Origin of the sequence: Streptomyces sp. NPDC056231 (assembly GCF_048270745.1) — a bacterium.
Taxonomy (GTDB): Bacteria; Actinomycetota; Actinomycetes; order Streptomycetales; family Streptomycetaceae; genus Streptomyces.
Genome location: NZ_JBLVKW010000115.1, coordinates 1 through 16,899, shown reverse-complemented (window position 1 = coordinate 16,899; position 16,899 = coordinate 1). Strand labels below are relative to the sequence as shown.

The window sequence follows — 16,899 nt, the reverse complement described above, 5'->3', positions numbered from 1 at the left end:
ACAGGATCGAGATGATCACCCGCGCAGCATCCCAGTCACCTTCCAGGGCCTTGCACGCGGGCCCTACCTGCAGCGATGACTTTTCGAGCCCCACAAGCTGGCGCAGCGAGACTGCTCGCTGTGCATCCCAACACATGCCGATATCGGCTCAAGCAGGCCCAGCATCACCTCTCCATCGACCTTACCGGTCGCGACGAGACGCTCGTCCTCCGGCTGCACCTACGAACGCCGGCCCGGGTGCGGTAGGCGGCTGAGCGTCCCTGACGGATGTTGACTGTGCGTATCAACCGATGAGCCAGTCCCGAAGGGAGCGGTGGACTTCACGCAGTTGGGAGACCTCAACGTACTCACCAGGTGTGTGGGCCAAAGACGGGTCGCCTGGACCGAAGTTCAGGGCAGGCACGCCTGCCGCAGCGAAGCGGGCGACATCGGTCCAGCCAAGTTTCGCCTGCGGCTCGGTGCCAAGCCGCGCGAGCAGCGACGCGGCGGCGGGCCGGTCGAGCCCCGGCAGGGCGCCCGGCAACACCTCGGTCACCTCAATCTCGTACTCGGAGAAGAGCCCACGCACGTACGCCTCTGCCTCCACAGTGGTACGGCTGGGCGCGTAGCGCAGATTGACCGTGATCACGCACATGTCAGGGACCACGTTGCCAGCGACCCCCGACCGCACCGCCACGGCGCTCAGCCCCTCCCGGTACACCAGCCCATCGATGACCACCTCCTCAGCGATGTGCTCCGCCAATCTGCGCAGCACATCACCCGCGAGGTGCGCCGCGTTGACGCCCATCCACGGCCGGGCCGTGTGCGCCCGCCTTCCCCGTACGACTATGTCCGCCGTGAGGAAGCCCTGACAGCCGCCCTCCACCGTGCCATCGGAGGGCTCCATAAGGATTGCCAGATCGGCGTCGAGGAGGTCTGGGCGCTCGGCGGCGATCCTGCCCAGGCCGTTGCGGTCGTCAGATGTCTCCTCACACTCGTAAAAGACGTAAGTGACGTCCCGGACCGGGGTTGCGATGGTCGCCGCGGTGTGCAGGGCCACAGCGACCCCGCCCTTCATGTCGCATGCACCAAGCCCGTGCAGCAACCCGTCCGCGAGACGAGAAGGCAGATTGTCGCATGGCGGGACAGTGTCCAGGTGCCCGGCGATCAACACGCGCTCGGCTCGTCCCAGATCGGTGCGGGCGACCACGGAGTTACCGATCCGCTTGACCCTCAGATGGGACAGAGTCCTCAAAGCGCGCTCCACCCCGTTGGCGAGTGTCGCCTCCTCACCGCTCTCGGACGGTATGTCGACCAACGCGCGTGTCAACTCGACGAGATCCGAGCCGAGATCGAGTGCAGTCTGGATGCCGCTGGGGACAGACATGGCAGTTCTCCATCAGATAGGGGACAAGGTGTAGCTACTCCGGCGCACGGCATAGGAGCGGGTCGGGGCGGTGTGCGGTACCGCGCTTACGTCATCCGATGGCTTGCCCCGCCGTTCGCTTGCCCCGCTGTTCAGCAGCGGCCGAAGCAGAGGTAGAGCGATGGCACCCAGCAACCGGTGATCGTCAGGTGACAGGTGGCACATACGCCAGGTTCAGGTACACAGAGCGGCCGTGGACCGACGCGGCGGAGCGGGGCGTCGATGAGCGTAGAGCTGCCCCCGATCACGTCCGGGGCGGCTGGTACCAGGGCAGTGCCAGCCGCCTGCCCGGCGCTGGTCAGCGAGTCGTGTCCAGCCGCGTCGCCTTGACGATGACGGTGACCACACCCGACCTCTTCATCGAGGACCACCGCGGAGCCTTCGGCGTCAAGCGGCTGTGCCGGGTCCTGGAGCCGCCCGCTCCAGCTTCCACCGCGAGTGCGTCCAGCTCCTCCAGCGGCTCGCTGGACAGACCGTTCTGAGACACAGGAATCGACTTGACGTCGGCACCCTGAGCACTGCCATCGCCCGCGGCAAGCGACACGCTCCCCGAGGTCTCGATTCGTTGATCCAACGTCGTACTCATCAGGTGACTCCTTCGAGGATGAGCACACCTGGTTCATGACACTCCCTCAGCAGAGCCCGGCGGTGACGTGGCCGCCGGGCGCAGGGTGGTGTTGGGGCATGACCGGCCGCTGGAGCCGGTTGGCGGCCGTGATCAGCGGAATCGGGGATGCCACACGTCCAGCGTGTGACCTTGGCTGTCGACTACGGTGATGTCGGGCCAGCGGTCGAAGGCGGAGCAGGGGTGGGAGATCCCGAGGTCGACCTCGTCGCCGACGTGCAGATTGCGTACATCGGTGAGGACAAGGTGGTGGTCTTGATGTGCGGGGCCAGCTCAACGTGGTGATCGCGGCACCAGGCCGACATGAGCCGAACGTTGTGCTCCAGCGCCTGCTGGTCGAGGCGGAGCTCCGGCAGCTGCCCGGTTGGGTGTCCGCCTAGTGGCATCTTGTGATCCATTGGCTCCTCCGAGCGCGACGCATGAGGCCGCAGGGCGATGGGTCGACGACTTCCAGGTCCAGGAACGTGCTCAACAAAGGAATACTCCTGACGGTGGGAGGCACATGGGCATGTCCTTTCGGCCAAAGTTGGGCGAGCGGACTTTGCCGGTTAGGACAATCCTTCTGAGCAGTCAGGCTGAGAGTCTGTGCCGCATGGACATCTCAACAAAATTGTCCGAGCTCGTGGGCTTGGCGGTGCGCCCGGGAGACCCGGGACTGGCCGTCGGGGTCTACACCGACGGGAAGCTGATCCACCAGGCATCGGCGGGGCTGGCGAGCGTGGAGTTCGAGGCGCCGATCGACACCCGGACACGGTTCGACATCGCTTCCATGAGCAAGCAGTTCACTGCCACGGCGGCGTTGCTGCTGTGCCGGGACGGGCGACTGTCGCTGGACGACGACATCCGGACCCACCTGCCCGAACTGAAGTTGGCGGCACCGGTGACCGTCGGACAATGCCTGCGGCACACAGGCGGTCTGCGGGACTGGTTGGCCCTGACAACGATCGCCGGTCGCCCGCTGACCAGGATCACCCAGGATCAGACGCTGGCCTTCGTGGCAGGGCTGACTGAGGTCAACTTCGAACCTGGGACCGAGTTCTCCTACTCCAACACGGGTTACGTCCTGGTCGCCTCGCTCGTGCACCGGCTCACCGGCCAAACGCTGGGGGAGTTCACCACGGACCGGATGTTCACGCCGCTGAGCATGACCGAGACCATGTTCCGCGAGAACAGCCAGGAGCCCTTGCCGCGATTCGCTTACGGGTACGACGTCACCGGCGGTGCCGTCCGGCGCGCCGACACCGAGGAGTCCGCGGTCGGCGATGGCGGCCTGGCCACCAGCGTCGCCGACCTGGGGCCGTGGTTCGGATTCCTGCAGGACGGCCGGGTTTTGGGCGTCGACATCCGCGACGGGCTGTTGCAGCAGGTCGACTCCGGGGACGGAGAGGAGTGGCCGTACGCGCTGGGTCTCTACCACACGACGATCGCGGGCCACCCGGCGTTCGGCCACGCCGGCGGCGTCCCCGGGTACCGGTCTCAGCTGTTGTTCATGCCGGGCTTCGACCTCGGTGTGGCGTTGTTGAGCAACAACTCGTCGATCAACTCCACGAAGCTGGCCACCCAGGTGCTCCGGCTGGCGGCCGGGCTGCCCGAGGACGATCCCATCGAGCTGGTGGCGGACCCGGTGGCCGGCGAGCCAGCTGCCCAGCTGACGGGGGACTGGCTGGATCCGCGATCCGACCTCACCATCCGGATCGACGCCGTGGGCAACGGTCGGATCAAAATCCGTGGTGGGTCGCCTACCGGCGAGTTCGCGCCGGCCGTCGACGGCAGCTGGCAGGGCCTGGAGGACAGCGCCGGCTTCTCGGTGCAGGTGTCGGCCGGCACCCTCCGGATCGGGTCGGTGTATCGCCCGGGCCGCGCCACGGAGTACTGGCGTTGTCCACCCTCGGTTGCCGGCCCCACGCTGCCACCGGCCGTCTACCGCAGTCCCGAGCTGGGCATCCTGGCGACGGTCACCACGGACAGCAAGCTCGAGCTCGGCCTGGAGTTCGTCGAGACGATCGAACCGGCACCGGACGGTGCGTTCATCGCAGGCGGCCTGATCAGCCTGCGTCCCAGCGGTGACGACATCCTGATCAGCACCCACGGCGTCCACCGGATGCGCTTCGTCAGACAGCCTGACGACACCGCCCCCATGGGTCTTCCCCCCGGCCTCAACGTCGCCGGCTGACAGCCCCCACCAACTGCTCACTCTCCGCCGACCGCCCCAACGTGTCCCTCCCCGGCGTCTACTTCACCCGATCCATCCCACGACGAGGACTCCCCATGACTCCAACGTTGCTCAGCCGCCGGACGGCCTGCGGGCTGCTCGGCGGTGCCCTGACCGGAAGCCTGCTGCTGACCGGATGCGCCACGACGGCCGACAGCGGGGCAGGCGGCCCGGACACGCTCACGATGGCAACCACGACCCCGCCGAACGTGCTGGACGTCGCCCATGGCTTCACCGTTCCGGGCACCCTGGTGCAGTTCGCGATCCTGGACTCGCCGGTGACGAGGGACGAGAACGGCAAGGTCATCCCGCAGTTGGCGGAGTCGTGGACCGAGCCGAACCCGGTCACGTACGTGTTCAAGCTGCGCAAGGGCGTGGTGTTCTCCGACGGCTCTCCGATGACCGCCGAGGATGTCGCGTTCTCACTGTTGCGGCACACCGACCCGAAGGTGGCCTCCGAGGCGGCGAGCATGGTGACCGCCGTCAAGTCGGTGCGGGCCACCGGCCCGGACGAGGTCACCGTCGTGCTGAAGTCCCCGACCCGGACGTTCCTGCCGAACGCAGCTGTGGTGTGGCAAGTGGTGCCCAAGAAGCTTGCTGCGGCGCACCCGCAGGACCTGGGTACGCCGGCCTTCGGGACCCTGGGCACCGGGCCGTACAAGGTCGCCAAGTTCTCCAGCACCGAGGGCGTCACCCTGAAACGCAACGAAAAGTACTGGGGTCCCAAGCCGGCCATCGGCACAGTGAAGGTGACCACCATCACCGACCCGGAGACGCTGCGGCTGGCCGTCTCCTCCGGGGAGGTGGACGGGACCATCCAAGTTCCGCCGCGTGATGCCCGCAAGTGGGCCCCTCTGAAGGATGTCAGGACCCGGTTTTACGCCGGCAATTCGATCGCCTACCTCGCCCTCAACGTCAAGTATGCGCAGCTGTCGGACGTACACGTCCGCAGGGCCATCGCGCACGCGGTGAACCGGGAGGCGATGCAGCGGCTGGTGGTCGGCGACAAGGCAACACCCGCGACCACGATCCTGACCCACCCGATGCTCAAAGCGCTCTACGGGGACGGCTTCCAGGGCGCGATCGACCAGTTGCCCCAGTATCCGTACGACCTGGCCGCGGCCAGGGCGGAGCTGGCGAAATCCAAGTACCCCAACGGCTTCGAGCTGCCCGCCAACTACAACAGCGGTGACAACACGGCCGACGCGCTGCAGGCGCTGGCGGCAGACCTGGCCAAGATCGGCATCAAGCTCAAGCCCAACCCGTTGCCCGACGATGCCTACCGCGCCAAACGGATGCGACACGATGGACTCACCCTGGGACTGATCGACCTGGCCTACACCACCCCGGATCCGGGCGAGCTGCTGCCGGACCTGGTGTCCAGCGTCGGGGCGAAGCCCTACGGCTTCAACTTCGCCCAGTTCTGGACCCCGCAGCTGGACGCCCAGGTGAACAAGGTGCTCGGCCTCAAGAGCGGCGAGGAGCGCAAACAGGCAGTCACCGAGATCCTCACCGAGACCGCCGAGCAGGCGCCGTACATCCCGCTGTACAGCGTGGACTCCGGGATCGCGCTGAACAAGCGGTTCACCGAGAACGTCGGGGTGTGGACGCTGAACATCTTCACCGAGATCAAGCCCGCGGGGGCCTAGATGAACACTGCCAAGTTGGTTGCCCGGCGGTTGGCGTCCGCCGTGGTCTTGCTCGGGGTGATGTCGGTACTCACCTACGGGTTGCTTTCCCTCACGCCGGACGGACCCGTGCAAGCGCTGCTGGGTGATCGCCCGTCGACCCCGCAGACCATAGCCGTGATCCGCGCGCAGTACCTGCTGGACGAGCCGTTCCCGGTGCGGTATTGGCACTGGCTGAGTGGTGTGCTGTCGGGTGACTTCGGATCCTCGGTATTCGCCAGGCAGCCGGTGCTGTCGATGATCGCCGAGCGCCTCCCGGTGACCGCCACACTGGCCGGCTACGCGATGGTGCTGACCCTGCTGCTCGGAATTCCGGCCGGCATGGCGGCCGGGCTGCGCCGCGGCAAGCTGCTCGACCAGGGCATCACGCTGGTCGTGCTGGTCGCGCTGTCCTTCCCGCCGTTCGCGCTGGGCCTGCTGCTGCTGTACGGCTTCGCCGTCGCGCTGGGCTGGTTCCCGACGTACGGGGGCGGGGATCTGAGCCATTACATCTTGCCGGCGGTCGCGTTGTCGCTCGGTCAAGCGGCTGTACTGGTCCGACAGACCCGCGCCGCCACCCTTGATGTCGGTGCTCAGGACTACGTCACGTTTGCCCGGGCCCGGGGCCTGAGCCGGATGCGGACCTGGGGAAGCTACTCCCTGCGCAACGCCGCGCTGCCCGTGCTCACCGTCGCGGGACTGCTGGCCGCAGCGAACCTGACCGGAGCGGTGTTCGTGGAACAGACCTTCAGCTTGCCCGGGCTGGGATCGCTCCTGGTGCAGGCGGTGAACCAGAAGGACGTCCCCTTGATCCAGGCATTGGTACTGCTCGGTGGCGCAGTGGTCATCGGCGTGAACCTATTGGTGGACCTGATATACCTGGTGGTCGACCCCCGGGTCCGGCACGGAGCCCCCGCGTGAGCGCGGCGAGGGCGACCCTGTCGGGCGTCCGAGAAGGTGGCCGGCGGCCCAAGCTCGCCGGCGGCCGCATCCTGACGGTGACAGCGCTGCTGGCGCTCGCGATCATCGTGCTGGCCGCGATCCTTGGAAACTGGCTGGCTCCGCACGACCCGGCGCTGCAGAACGTCGAGCTGGGCCCCAGCGGCCCGAGCGCGACCCACCTGCTCGGCACCGATGATTTGGGCCGTGATGTGATGTCCCGGCTGTTGGCAGGCGCCCACACCGCGTTGGTCGCCCCGGTGTTGATCGCCCTCGGGACCACCCTGCTGGGTACCACCCTCGGCCTGCTCGCCGGCTACCACCGGGGCTGGCTGGACGCGGTCCTGATGCGACTCGGCGACCTGCTGTACGCGCTGCCCGGGCTGCTCATCCTGATCGTCCTGGTGGGCATCGCCGGCGGCGGAACCACGATCGCCGTGCTCGCACTCATCGTCCTGGGCGCCCCGGTCGACATCCGGATCATCCGCAGCCTGGCACTGGCCCAGCGGGAGCTGGCGTACGTCGATGCCGCCCGCACTCTGGGCCTGCCGGACCGGCGGATCATCTTCCGGCACCTGCTGCCCAATCTGGCGCCGACTGTGACAGCCAACCTGCTGCTCAGCTTCGTCAGTGCGTTGGTGACGCTGACCGGGCTGTCGTTCCTGGGAATCGGACTGCCGGCGGGCACGGCCGACTGGGGCCTGATGATCCAGGAGAACCGCACCCTGCTGGACCTCAACCCGTGGGCGGCCGTGGCACCGGCATTGCTCATCATGATCACCGCCATCGCGGCCACCCTGCTCGGCGACAGCATCTTCGAACGGCTCAGCGCCGGGAAAGGCGTTCCGGAATGAGCGAGCTGCTACAGGTAGACGGGCTCACGATCACCCTCGGAGACCGGCGGATCGTCGACGACATCGACCTGACCGTCGCACCCGGCGAAACCGTCGGACTGGTCGGCGAATCGGGCAGTGGCAAGTCCCTGACTGCCCGGGCGATAGCCGGACTGCTGCCCCCACCACTGCTGGCCCACGGCTCGGTGCAGCTGTCCGGGACCGAACTCATCGGGGCGCGGGAGAAGGTGCTGCGCAAGGTGCGGGGCCGACGCGTCGGCCTGCTCATGCAGGACCCGTTCGCCCAGCTGAACCCGCTGCTGACCGCAGGTGCACACATCGCCGAGTCACTTCCTCGCGGTGCCGGCCGCGACCGCGCCGAGATCACCCGCCGACTCGCGGAGGTCGGCATCAACAACCCGCAAGTGGCCCAGCTGTACCCATTCCAGCTGTCCGGCGGGATGCGGCAACGGGTAGCGATAGCGGCAGCGCTGGCCGGCGATCCCGAGCTGCTGATCGCCGACGAGCCCACCACAGCCCTCGACGCCACCATTCAGCACGAGATCATGCAGCTGCTCGCCAGGATTCAGGCGGCCCGGGGGATGGCCGTACTGCTGATCACGCATGACCTGCGAGTCGCGTTCGCGCTGTGCGACCGGGTCCAGGTGATGTACGCCGGCCGGGTGCTGGAGGCGGGCCGCAGCCACACCATCGCCGCTGCCCCGAGCCACCCGTACACCGCCGGGTTGATCGGCGCGCTTCCAGCGGTGGAACGCACCTCCGTGCAGCTGGTGGCCATTCCCGGCTCGGTGCCGCGCGCGGCCGACGTCACGGACCGGTGTGCGTTCGCCGACCGGTGCCAACAGCAACAAGACGATTGCCTCACCGGTCGTCCACCGCTACGAGAGGTTGCCGTCGCCCACCACACGACTTGCCGGTACAACGTACAGCCGTCCGCGACTCTGACCATCGACGAGCCGATCGCGGTCAAGCCTCCGAAGTCGTCAGACGGCCCACTAATAGTGGTCGAGGGATTGCGCAAGAGCTACGGCAAGGTGAAGTCACTGGACGGTGTTGACCTCCAGATCGCCCCGGGCGAGCGGCTGGGGCTGGTCGGCGAGTCCGGCTCTGGCAAGACGACCCTGGCCCGGTGCCTGCTCGGCCTGGTCGAAGCGAGCAACGGGCGGATCCTGCTGGACGGCACGGACACGACCCGGCTGCGACGACTGTCCACGAGCCAACGGCGAACTGCGCGGACCCTGGTGCAGTGTGTGTTCCAGGATCCGTCCACCTCGCTCAACCCGGCGATGACGGTGGGCGCCACCCTGGCAGAGGCGGCCGGTCAGGCACGGCCGGAGGACCGTCTCCCCGCCGGCGAGCTACTCGAGCTGGTCGGCCTGCCACCGGCATACTCCGGGTTGCGGCCGCACCGACTGTCGGGCGGCCAGAAGCAGCGGGTCGCGATCGCGCGGGCGCTCGCCGTGCGTCCCGCGCTCTTGATCTGTGACGAGCCGACCGCCTCGCTGGACGTGTCGGTCCAGGCCCACGTCCTGGAACTGCTGCGCCGCATCAATACCGAGCTGGGCACCGCCCTGCTGTTCATCACGCACGACCTGGCCGTGGTCCGGCAGATCACCGACCGGATCGTAGTGCTACTGCACGGCCAGGTGGTCGAGGCTGGAGACACCGAGAAGGTGCTCGATGCCCCCACCCACGAATACACCCGACGCCTGGTGGCCTCCGTGCCACCGGCGCCGACCGGAAAGGCAGCCCATGCATGACCTGATCATCTCCGGCGGTGAGGTCCACGACGGATTCGCCTCCACGCCAGTCACCGCCGACGTCGCCATCACCGCCGACCGCATCATTGCCGTGGGCAAGGATCTCGGGGCAGCCAGACGGACCATCGATGCGGCCGGCCTGGTGATAGCCCCCGGGTTCGTCGATCCGCACAGCCACTCCGACAGCGTTCCGTTCCTGCCCGACGCGCAGCCCTTCAAGCTGCTGCAGGGCGTCACCACGGAGGTCGTCGGCAACTGCGGCTTCTCGATGGGACCGACAGATCCCGAGACCGCAGGGCTGAGCCCGATCCAGCTGGGCGAGGAGATGTTCACGACCTTCGCGGACTATCTCAATGCCGCAGAGGCCGCCGGGCTGAGCAACCACTTCGCCCCACTGGTCGGCCACAACACCCTGCGACTGGCGGTAGCCGGCTTGGAGAAGCAGTTGCCGCCGGGGGGCCTGGACCGGCTGTGCGCGCTCACCGACGAGGCCTTCGCAGCCGGGGCTCGCGGACTGTCCAGCGGTCTCGAGTACGTGCCCGGCGCGTACGCGGACCTGGCCGAGCTCACCGCCCTGGCCCGGATCGCCCGCCGGTACGACGGGGCATACGCCACCCACAGCCGCAGCGAGAGCGAGGGGCTGGCCGATGCACTCGACGAGGCGGTCGCAGTCGCCAGAGCAGCCGGGATCAGGCTGCAGGTTTCGCACTGCAAGGCTTCCGGCCGCGCCGTCCACGGCGCGGCCCGGCTGATCCTGGACAAGCTGGCCGAGGCCCGCCGCAGTGGCGTTGACGTACGTGGAGACCAGTACCCGTACCGGGCCTTCTGCACGAGCTTGTCGGCGATGCTGCCTCCAGAGGCCTGCGAGGGCAACGTGGACGCGCTGCGCGCCAGGCTCTCCGATCCGGTGACCCGGGCGGCGATCAGAGCGATGGCCGAGGGGCCGGGGCCGGGGATCGGCGTCGGGTTGTGGCGGGAGCTCCACCCTGAGGACATGCAGATCCTGCGGCACACCGATCCGACGGTGAAGGGGCGCCGGCTCGCCGAAGTGCTGGCCGGACGAGATCCATGGGATGTGCTGTGCGAGCTGCTGATCGCCGACCCGCACGCGTATGTTGTCTGCCACACCATGGACGAAGGTGATGTACTGGCGATCATGGCCGATCCGTTGGTCGCCATCGGTTCGGACAGCGACATCCCGATCGGTCCGAACCATCCCCGGACCTTTGGCACCTTCCCCACCTTCCTCGGAAGCTATGTACGTGACGGCGGTGTGGTGGACCTGGCCGAGGCGATCCGGAAGGTCACTTCCGCCACCGCCAGCCAATTCGGGTTGTCCGACCGCGGCTGGATCGGCCGCGGCTCCGTCGCGGACCTGGTGGTCTTCGATCCTGCGCGGATAGGCCACGCCGGGACCTATGAGAATCCCGAGCTGCGGCCGACCGGAATGGTGCATGTGTTCCTGGCTGGTGAACAGGTGATCGTCGACGGTGAGTTCACCGGTGAGCGGCGGGGCCGGATGCTGCGATCGGCGAGGCGATGACCACCCTGGCCGGGATCACGCTCGGGGTTGTGCTCGACAGCCTGGGAACCGAGCTCGTACGGCCGCTCGCGCTGCCGCAAGGCCGGGCGGTCGCCATCGGTGCGCCCACGATCTATGACACCGACGCCCCCACGACGGGGCTGACCGATGCGATCGTACTGGTACCCGGCCGGCTGACCGCCGACGTACTGGAATGGGCTGCCAGGCAACACGCCATGGCGGTGGTCATGCGAGCCGGCACCACGGACACGGCAGCACTGACACAGGCTGCCGAGCGGACCGGGGTGGCGCTCCTGGAGAGCAATACCGAGATCTCCTGGGGACAGCTCTACACCTTGATCGACGCGCTGCGGGCGATCACGAGCCCGGTATTCGAGCCGAACGGCCATCGATCCGTCGACTTGTTCGCCCTGGCCAACGACATAGCCGTGCGCGCCGGTGGAGCGGTGGCGATCGAGGATCTGTCCATGCGTGTGCTGGCCTACTCCACGGTCCCAGGTCAGCTGGTCGACGACCCGCGTCGCGACGGCATCCTCGGCCGCCGGGTGCCGGACCACCCGACCCACGCCGAGGAGTACGCCGCTGTCCTGCGGTCCGATACCGCGGTATGGAGCTACGAGCCGAAGGAGTACCGGCCGCGACTCGCCATCGCCATACGAGACGGTGGTGAGGCGTTGGGCACCATCTGGGTGCTACAGGGTGATGAACCATTGGCAGAGGAGGCGACAGACGTCCTTGCCGAGGGCGCACGGCTGGCCGCGCCCCACCTGGCTCGGGTGAGCCTCGCGGCGGATGCCGAGCGTCGGCAACGAGTGGAGCGCCTGGGCTGGTTGCTCCGCGGCTTGGGAGCGACCCGGGAGCTCGCCGACTCGTTCGGGATGCGCTTCGACGCCCCGGCGACCGTGCTGGTGATCGGCCGCTCCAGTAGCCCAGCCGATCACGCGCGAGGCGTGTCGCCGGATTCGGCCGCGGAGTACGTCGGCGACCTGCTGCGGATGGGACTCTCAGCGTACCGGCTGGGAGCCGCTGCAGGAGCGCTGGACGGTCAGGCTGTGGCAGTGGTCGACACTGCGTCCGACGCGCCCGTGATCCAGCTGATCATTGCGACGGTGCTGGCTCGGGCGAGGGACACCCTGGGCGGCGGCTGGCGGGCCGGGATCAGCCGCACCCTTACCGGCCTTGCCGACATACCCACAGGGATGAGTCAGGCCAGGCAGGCGCTCAAGGTGGTGTGCGGACCGTTCGGCAAGGCGGAGATCGGACGGCACGACGAGCTGGCCGCCCCGATATTCCTGCGCGACGTTTACGAGGCGCTCCGGTACCGCCCGGCCCTGGACGCGGAGCCGCTGTCGACGGTGCTCGACCACGACGCCCGGCACGGAACAGACTACGAGAAAACGCTGCGCTGCTGGATCGCCGAGCACTACGACGTGCCACGGGCGGCCGACGCCTTGACGTTGCACCCCAACACATTGCGGCACCGGTTGCGCCGGCTGGCCGAGCTGATCGACATCGACGATCCGGACCTGCGGTTGGCGCTGGCGCTGCAGCTGCGGCTACGGCTGCCGGACATCAGCACAAAGGAGGCCGAGTGAACTTGGGCCTGGAAGCCAATGGTTCGGGGCGGTCCGCCAAGCAGACTCGTCACATGGTCGAATTTCCATCCGCCGTCGCGGAACGGACAGGCGTCCGAATCCAGTTGCTTCGGACCGTAACCGAACTTCAGCAGGCCGAGGCGTTGCTACGTGCCGTGTGGAACACCCCGGACACCGCCGAGCCACCACTGGCTCTGGACGTGATGTGCGCGCTAGCGCACACCGGCGGCTACGTCGCGGCGGCGTACCTCGGGACGGCGATGGTTGGCGTGACCGCCGGGTTCCGAACCGTCGGAGACAGCCTGCACTCGCACGTGGCCGGCGTGGTACCGGGAATGCATGGGCGTGGGATCGGCGCGGCGATGAAGTCGCACCAGCGGGAGTGGGCTGCCGAGGCGGGCCTGTCGTCGATCTCGTGGACGTACGACCCGCTGATCCGCCGCAACGCCTACTTCAACCTGCACAGGCTGGGGGCGGTCGCAGAGGCGTACCTGCCTGACTTCTACGGGCCGTTGGACGACGGCATCAACGACGGCGACGAGTCCGACCGGCTGTTCGTCAGTTGGCCGGTGCACGCGACGTCGCATGCACCGGAACCGTTGCCGAACCTGGCCGCTGCGGTGCCCGTACTCGAGCCGGACGGCAACGGCGAGCCAGTACTGCGCGCCGCGACCGGCGGCGTACTGCGTTGTGCCACCCCGGTGGATGCGGAGTCCTTGCGGCAAAGGGATCCAGCCTCCGCCCGGCGCTGGCGGTCCGCGATGCGCGAGTCGCTCGGCGGCGCCTTGGAGAACGGTTATCGGATCGACGGCTTCGTCCGGTCCGGCTGGTACGTCCTGCAACGAAAGGAAGTGTCGAAATGAAGCTGCAGCAGGTGGAGTTGCGTGAGGTGGCCTTGCCCTTGGTCTCGCCGTTCCGGACCTCACTGGGCACCCAGGAACACCGGAACTCGTTGCTGGTCAAGGTGACCACGGTCGACGGAGCCGTCGGCTGGGGCGAGTGTGTGACCGACGACGACCCGACGTACAGCGCGGAGTACCTGGCCGGGGCCCGGGAGGTGTTGCGTCGCTTCCTGCTGCCCCGGTTGTTCTCGGCACCCGAGCTGACCGCCGCGCTGGTGCCCGAGCTGCTCCGGCCGATCAGGGGGAATCCGATGGCCAAGTCGGCGGTCGAGATGGCAGTGTTGGACGCCGAACTGCAGACCGCCGGCATCAGCCTCGCCCAGTACTTCGGGGCGACGCGGACCGAGCTCGCAGTCGGAGTGTCAGTCGGCATCATGGACACCGTCGACGAGCTGATCAGTGCCGTCGACGGCTATCTCAGCGCGGGCTACGCCCGCATCAAGCTGAAGATCGAACCAGGCTGGGACGTCGAGCCGCTGCGAGCGGTGCGGGAGACGTTCGGCCCGGAGATCCCCTTGCAGGTGGATGCCAACACCGCCTACAGCCCGGCGGATCTGCCCCACCTGCGGCGGCTCGACGACTATGGGCTGACGCTGATCGAGCAGCCGTTCGCCCCGGACGACCTGCTCTCGCACACCCGGCTGGCAGCCCGGATGGACACCCCGATCTGCCTGGACGAGTCGATCACCTCGGCCCGGGACGCGGCCACCGCCATCCGGCAGGAGGCGTGCTCGATCGTGAACATCAAGCCCGGCCGGGTCGGCGGGTACCTGGAGGCCCGCCGGATCCACGACCTGTGCCTGGCCAACGGCGTACCGGTGTGGTGCGGCGGCATGCTGGAGACCGGGCTGGGCCGGGCAGCCAACCTGGCGCTGGCCGCACTCCCGGGCTTCACCCTGCCCGGTGACATCTCGGCCACGGCCCGCTATTACACCCGCGACATCACTGCCCCCTTCGTCCTTCACGACGGCCACCTGACTCTTCCCACCGGCCCAGGAATCGGCATCGTCCCCGACCCCGACGCCCTACAAGCCGCCACCACCTCCAAAGAACTCCTCAGTGCCTGACCAGCCGTAGGACAACCGGCACCGCTGACCTCGGGGTGATTCGCGCCGATTTCATCCGGCACCTCCTGCTGTGGAGCGCGATCCTGCCACTGTGCAGCGCTGCCGGGCGTTCCCGCCGCGGTCGGCTGATCAGTCTGCTCGCGCTTCGCGTGGTACTCGGCCTCGTCGTGCCGATCGAGCTGGTCGAGGCCGCCCTGGTGTTCCGGCTTGTCGCCGCCGTAACCAGCCGGCGGATCCGGACCGCCGAGGGCGCCCCGGCCACCTCCCTGCCCGGGCAGCACCCCGCGTACGGGCCGCCCGCCCCATACGCGGCGACTGCGCCCGCCGCTCAGTCCGTGCATGTCCCGCCCGTCCCGGTCTTCCCGCCCGGGCAGCCGGTCGCGTACGCAGTCGGGGTGGAAGGCCTCGGCGTCGCCGCGGATGGTGGCGTACCGGGTGAAGAACCCTTCGGCCACCAGCTCGGTCAGCAGGCGCGGGATGGACGGGGTCGGGGTGTAGGCGGGCTGACTGTGGGTCGGGTCGGCGGCTGGCGCGGAGGCGGTGTTGGTCACGGGCGGACGTCCTGTCTTCTCGGTGGTGCTAGGGCGCGTATTCAGAGGGCGGTATGTGAGTGCATAGGCGTTTTGTCGTCACCTGAATGTGTGGCGGTGCGGCATCCTGGGCGGTCGGCGGCTATGGGCGTGTTGGGCTGGGCACCGTGAGCGAGCGCAAGCCCTACAAGACCGATGTGAGCGACGAGCAGTGGGCGCTGGTCGAGCCGGTGATCGCCGCATGGAAGGCCGCGCATCCCTCGGTCAGCGGCCATCAGGGCCGGTACGAGATGCGGGAGATCGTCAACGCGCTGCTCTACCAGGGCCGGACCGGCTGCCAGTGGGACCTGCTTCCGCACGACTTTCCGCCACCCGGCGCGGTGAAGTACTACTTCTACACCTGGCGCGACGACGGCACCGACCAGACCATTCACGACCTGCTGCGCTGGCAGGTGCGGGATATGGCACGCCGGAAGGCGGACCCGAGCCTGGTGGTGCTCGATACCCAGAGCGTGCACGCGGCGGCCGGAGTGCCCGCTGAGTCGACGGGGCGCGATCCGGCAAAAAAAGTACCGGGCCGCAAGCGCGGCCTGGCCGTTGACGTTCTGGGGTTGGTGATCGCGGTGGTCGTGATGGCGGCGTCGGCGCACGAGAACGCCGTCGGCATCGCGCTGCTGGACAAGGTCGCCGCCGACACCGACGCCGTGGAGAAAGCCCTGGTCGATCAGGGCTTCAAGAACGCCGTCGTCGCGCACAGGGAGAAGGTAGGTATCGAGGTGGAGGTCGTGGAGCGCAACCCCGCGCAGACCGGGTTCGTTCCTCAGGCCAAGCGGTGGGTCGTGGAGCGTGCCTATGGGATCTTGATGCTGCACCGCAGGCTGGTGCGCGATTACGAGCATCTGCCCCGTAGTTCGGAGTCGCGGGTGTACTGGGCGATGACCGCGGTGATAGTGCGCCGGTTGACCGGGGCGGCCGTGCCGGCTTGGCGCACCGCATGACCGGTGGGGAGCTGACGCTCGGCGCGGTGCTGGCGCGGCTGGAGGAGCGGGAACGAGAGATCACCGCGCAAGCCGAGGAGACGCGGGAACAGATCACGCAGCTGACCGCACAGCTCGACGAACTCGGCCTGGCCGCCGAGGAAGTTCGGATCACCCGCAAGACACTGCTGGAGCTGCCCGACCCGCAACCGCCCGCGCCGCCGGCACCGAAGCTGCCGGATCATCCGGCTTACCAGCAGATCATGGCGGTGTTCACCGCGGCCGACCATCCGCTGCGGGCCCGGCAGGTGTGCGAGGCGATGGACCTGGCGGTCGCACCCAACAACATCAACAACGTCCGCCTGAAGCTCAAGCGGCTGGCCGACCGCGGAATCCTGACCGAGACCGAGCAGGGCTTGTTCTCCCAGCCCCGGCCGTAGTCGACCGACTTCGTCACCACCTGCCCGATCACCCCACACGAAACGAAGAATCGGACATCAGGTCTCATACCGCCCTCTGAGGGGTGACGGAGAAGCTGATCGGCGTGCTCAAGGCGACAGTGTGCGGCCCCTCGGACGGCTCCCTCACCAGACTCCTATGCGGGCTCACAGCCCAAACATCAAGCGGCGTCGGCGGACAGCCCCTGTACCGATTTTCACGCCCGCGGGGCGTCACCGCAGGTGAACGGTCGACTCCTATAGATCGTCAAGCAGCCTTGTGCACGGGATGGTGCTGTCACGTTGGCTGACGGAGTGAAATGATCTTCGGGTTGATCGTGCCTGGGGAGGGCTTGTCGTGTCGGTCGCGTCGCCGTCGTACAAGG

At 68.1% G+C, this 16,899-nt stretch carries 16 protein-coding genes; 13 read left to right on the top strand and 3 right to left on the bottom strand.

The features are described from left to right. Positions 1-75 precede the first annotated feature (75 nt). The gene (locus ACNPQM_RS40620) at positions 76-246 is read left to right on the top strand and encodes a helix-turn-helix domain-containing protein (RefSeq protein ID WP_418087908.1); all 171 of its coding nucleotides are present in this window, start codon (positions 76-78) and stop codon (positions 244-246) included. A gap of 37 nt (positions 247-283) precedes the next feature. On the opposite strand, the gene dapE is transcribed toward ACNPQM_RS40620, so the two are convergent. The 3 genes from dapE to ACNPQM_RS40605 form a co-directional block, all read right to left on the bottom strand. Continuing rightward, positions 284-1,366, bottom strand: a complete 1,083-nt coding sequence (gene dapE, locus ACNPQM_RS40615) for a succinyl-diaminopimelate desuccinylase (RefSeq protein WP_418087907.1) — start codon at positions 1,364-1,366, stop codon at positions 284-286. A 337-nt stretch (positions 1,367-1,703) separates the two neighbouring features. After that, on the bottom strand, positions 1,704-1,991 hold the full coding sequence (locus ACNPQM_RS40610) for a hypothetical protein (protein WP_384953760.1): 288 nt from the start codon (positions 1,989-1,991) through the stop codon (positions 1,704-1,706). 132 nt (positions 1,992-2,123) lie between these two features. Further along, positions 2,124-2,252: a hypothetical protein gene (locus tag ACNPQM_RS40605; RefSeq protein ID WP_384953797.1), complete on the bottom strand. Its 129-nt coding sequence runs from the start codon at positions 2,250-2,252 to the stop codon at positions 2,124-2,126. 280 nt (positions 2,253-2,532) lie between these two features. On the opposite strand from ACNPQM_RS40605, the gene ACNPQM_RS40600 reads away from it, so the two are divergent. The 12 genes from ACNPQM_RS40600 (at position 2,533) to ACNPQM_RS40545 (ending at position 16,516) form a co-directional block, all read left to right on the top strand. After that, complete coding sequence (locus ACNPQM_RS40600; protein ID WP_418087906.1) at positions 2,533-4,203, top strand: serine hydrolase domain-containing protein; 1,671 nt, start codon at positions 2,533-2,535, stop codon at positions 4,201-4,203. A 95-nt stretch (positions 4,204-4,298) separates the two neighbouring features. Further along, positions 4,299-5,891 carry an ABC transporter substrate-binding protein gene (locus ACNPQM_RS40595; protein ID WP_418087905.1) on the top strand — a complete coding sequence of 531 codons (1,593 nt, stop codon included), beginning with the start codon at positions 4,299-4,301 and terminating at the stop codon, positions 5,889-5,891. Beyond that, positions 5,892-6,830, top strand: a complete 939-nt coding sequence (locus ACNPQM_RS40590; protein WP_418087904.1) for an ABC transporter permease — start codon at positions 5,892-5,894, stop codon at positions 6,828-6,830. Beyond that, positions 6,827-7,702 (top strand): ABC transporter permease, encoded by an 876-nt coding sequence (locus tag ACNPQM_RS40585; RefSeq protein WP_418087903.1) that lies wholly within the window; start codon positions 6,827-6,829, stop codon positions 7,700-7,702. Before ACNPQM_RS40590 ends, ACNPQM_RS40585 begins: the two co-directional genes overlap by 4 nt. After that, complete coding sequence (locus ACNPQM_RS40580) at positions 7,699-9,462, top strand: dipeptide ABC transporter ATP-binding protein (protein WP_384953775.1); 1,764 nt, start codon at positions 7,699-7,701, stop codon at positions 9,460-9,462. Before ACNPQM_RS40585 ends, ACNPQM_RS40580 begins: the two co-directional genes overlap by 4 nt. Beyond that, positions 9,455-11,005, top strand: a complete 1,551-nt coding sequence (locus tag ACNPQM_RS40575) for an N-acyl-D-amino-acid deacylase family protein (protein ID WP_384953777.1) — start codon at positions 9,455-9,457, stop codon at positions 11,003-11,005. Before ACNPQM_RS40580 ends, ACNPQM_RS40575 begins: the two co-directional genes overlap by 8 nt. Continuing rightward, the gene (locus ACNPQM_RS40570; protein WP_418087902.1) at positions 11,002-12,600 is read left to right on the top strand and encodes a PucR family transcriptional regulator; all 1,599 of its coding nucleotides are present in this window, start codon (positions 11,002-11,004) and stop codon (positions 12,598-12,600) included. Before ACNPQM_RS40575 ends, ACNPQM_RS40570 begins: the two co-directional genes overlap by 4 nt. Before the next feature lie 2 nt (positions 12,601-12,602). Further along, positions 12,603-13,463, top strand: coding sequence for a GNAT family N-acetyltransferase (locus tag ACNPQM_RS40565; protein ID WP_418087901.1), 861 nt, complete (start codon positions 12,603-12,605; stop codon positions 13,461-13,463). Then, positions 13,460-14,569 (top strand): o-succinylbenzoate synthase, encoded by a 1,110-nt coding sequence (menC, locus tag ACNPQM_RS40560; RefSeq protein WP_418087900.1) that lies wholly within the window; start codon positions 13,460-13,462, stop codon positions 14,567-14,569. Before ACNPQM_RS40565 ends, menC begins: the two co-directional genes overlap by 4 nt. A gap of 35 nt (positions 14,570-14,604) precedes the next feature. Further along, positions 14,605-15,270 carry a DUF6357 family protein gene (locus tag ACNPQM_RS40555; RefSeq protein ID WP_418087899.1) on the top strand — a complete coding sequence of 222 codons (666 nt, stop codon included), beginning with the start codon at positions 14,605-14,607 and terminating at the stop codon, positions 15,268-15,270. Then, positions 15,267-16,097, top strand: coding sequence for an IS5 family transposase (locus ACNPQM_RS40550; protein WP_418087898.1), 831 nt, complete (start codon positions 15,267-15,269; stop codon positions 16,095-16,097). The genes ACNPQM_RS40555 and ACNPQM_RS40550 overlap by 4 nt, the downstream gene beginning before the upstream one ends. Next, the gene (locus tag ACNPQM_RS40545; RefSeq protein ID WP_418087897.1) at positions 16,094-16,516 is read left to right on the top strand and encodes a hypothetical protein; all 423 of its coding nucleotides are present in this window, start codon (positions 16,094-16,096) and stop codon (positions 16,514-16,516) included. The genes ACNPQM_RS40550 and ACNPQM_RS40545 overlap by 4 nt, the downstream gene beginning before the upstream one ends. The last annotated feature ends 383 nt before the right edge of the window (positions 16,517-16,899 follow it).

Bases quoted from the DNA above. Each gene is read 5' to 3' on its own strand.
- ACNPQM_RS40620 (WP_418087908.1), top strand. From the start codon at position 76: ATGACTTTTCGAGCCCCACAAGCTGGCGCAGCGAGACTGCTCGCTGTG.
- dapE (WP_418087907.1), bottom strand. From the start codon at position 1,366: ATGTCTGTCCCCAGCGGCATCCAGACTGCACTCGATCTCGGCTCGGAT.
- ACNPQM_RS40610 (WP_384953760.1), bottom strand. From the start codon at position 1,991: ATGAGTACGACGTTGGATCAACGAATCGAGACCTCGGGGAGCGTGTCG.
- ACNPQM_RS40600 (WP_418087906.1), top strand. From the start codon at position 2,533: ATGGGCATGTCCTTTCGGCCAAAGTTGGGCGAGCGGACTTTGCCGGTT.
- ACNPQM_RS40595 (WP_418087905.1), top strand. From the start codon at position 4,299: ATGACTCCAACGTTGCTCAGCCGCCGGACGGCCTGCGGGCTGCTCGGC.
- ACNPQM_RS40590 (WP_418087904.1), top strand. From the start codon at position 5,892: ATGAACACTGCCAAGTTGGTTGCCCGGCGGTTGGCGTCCGCCGTGGTC.
- ACNPQM_RS40580 (WP_384953775.1), top strand. From the start codon at position 7,699: ATGAGCGAGCTGCTACAGGTAGACGGGCTCACGATCACCCTCGGAGAC.
- ACNPQM_RS40575 (WP_384953777.1), top strand. From the start codon at position 9,455: ATGCATGACCTGATCATCTCCGGCGGTGAGGTCCACGACGGATTCGCC.
- ACNPQM_RS40570 (WP_418087902.1), top strand. From the start codon at position 11,002: ATGACCACCCTGGCCGGGATCACGCTCGGGGTTGTGCTCGACAGCCTG.
- menC (WP_418087900.1), top strand. From the start codon at position 13,460: ATGAAGCTGCAGCAGGTGGAGTTGCGTGAGGTGGCCTTGCCCTTGGTC.
- ACNPQM_RS40545 (WP_418087897.1), top strand. From the start codon at position 16,094: ATGACCGGTGGGGAGCTGACGCTCGGCGCGGTGCTGGCGCGGCTGGAG.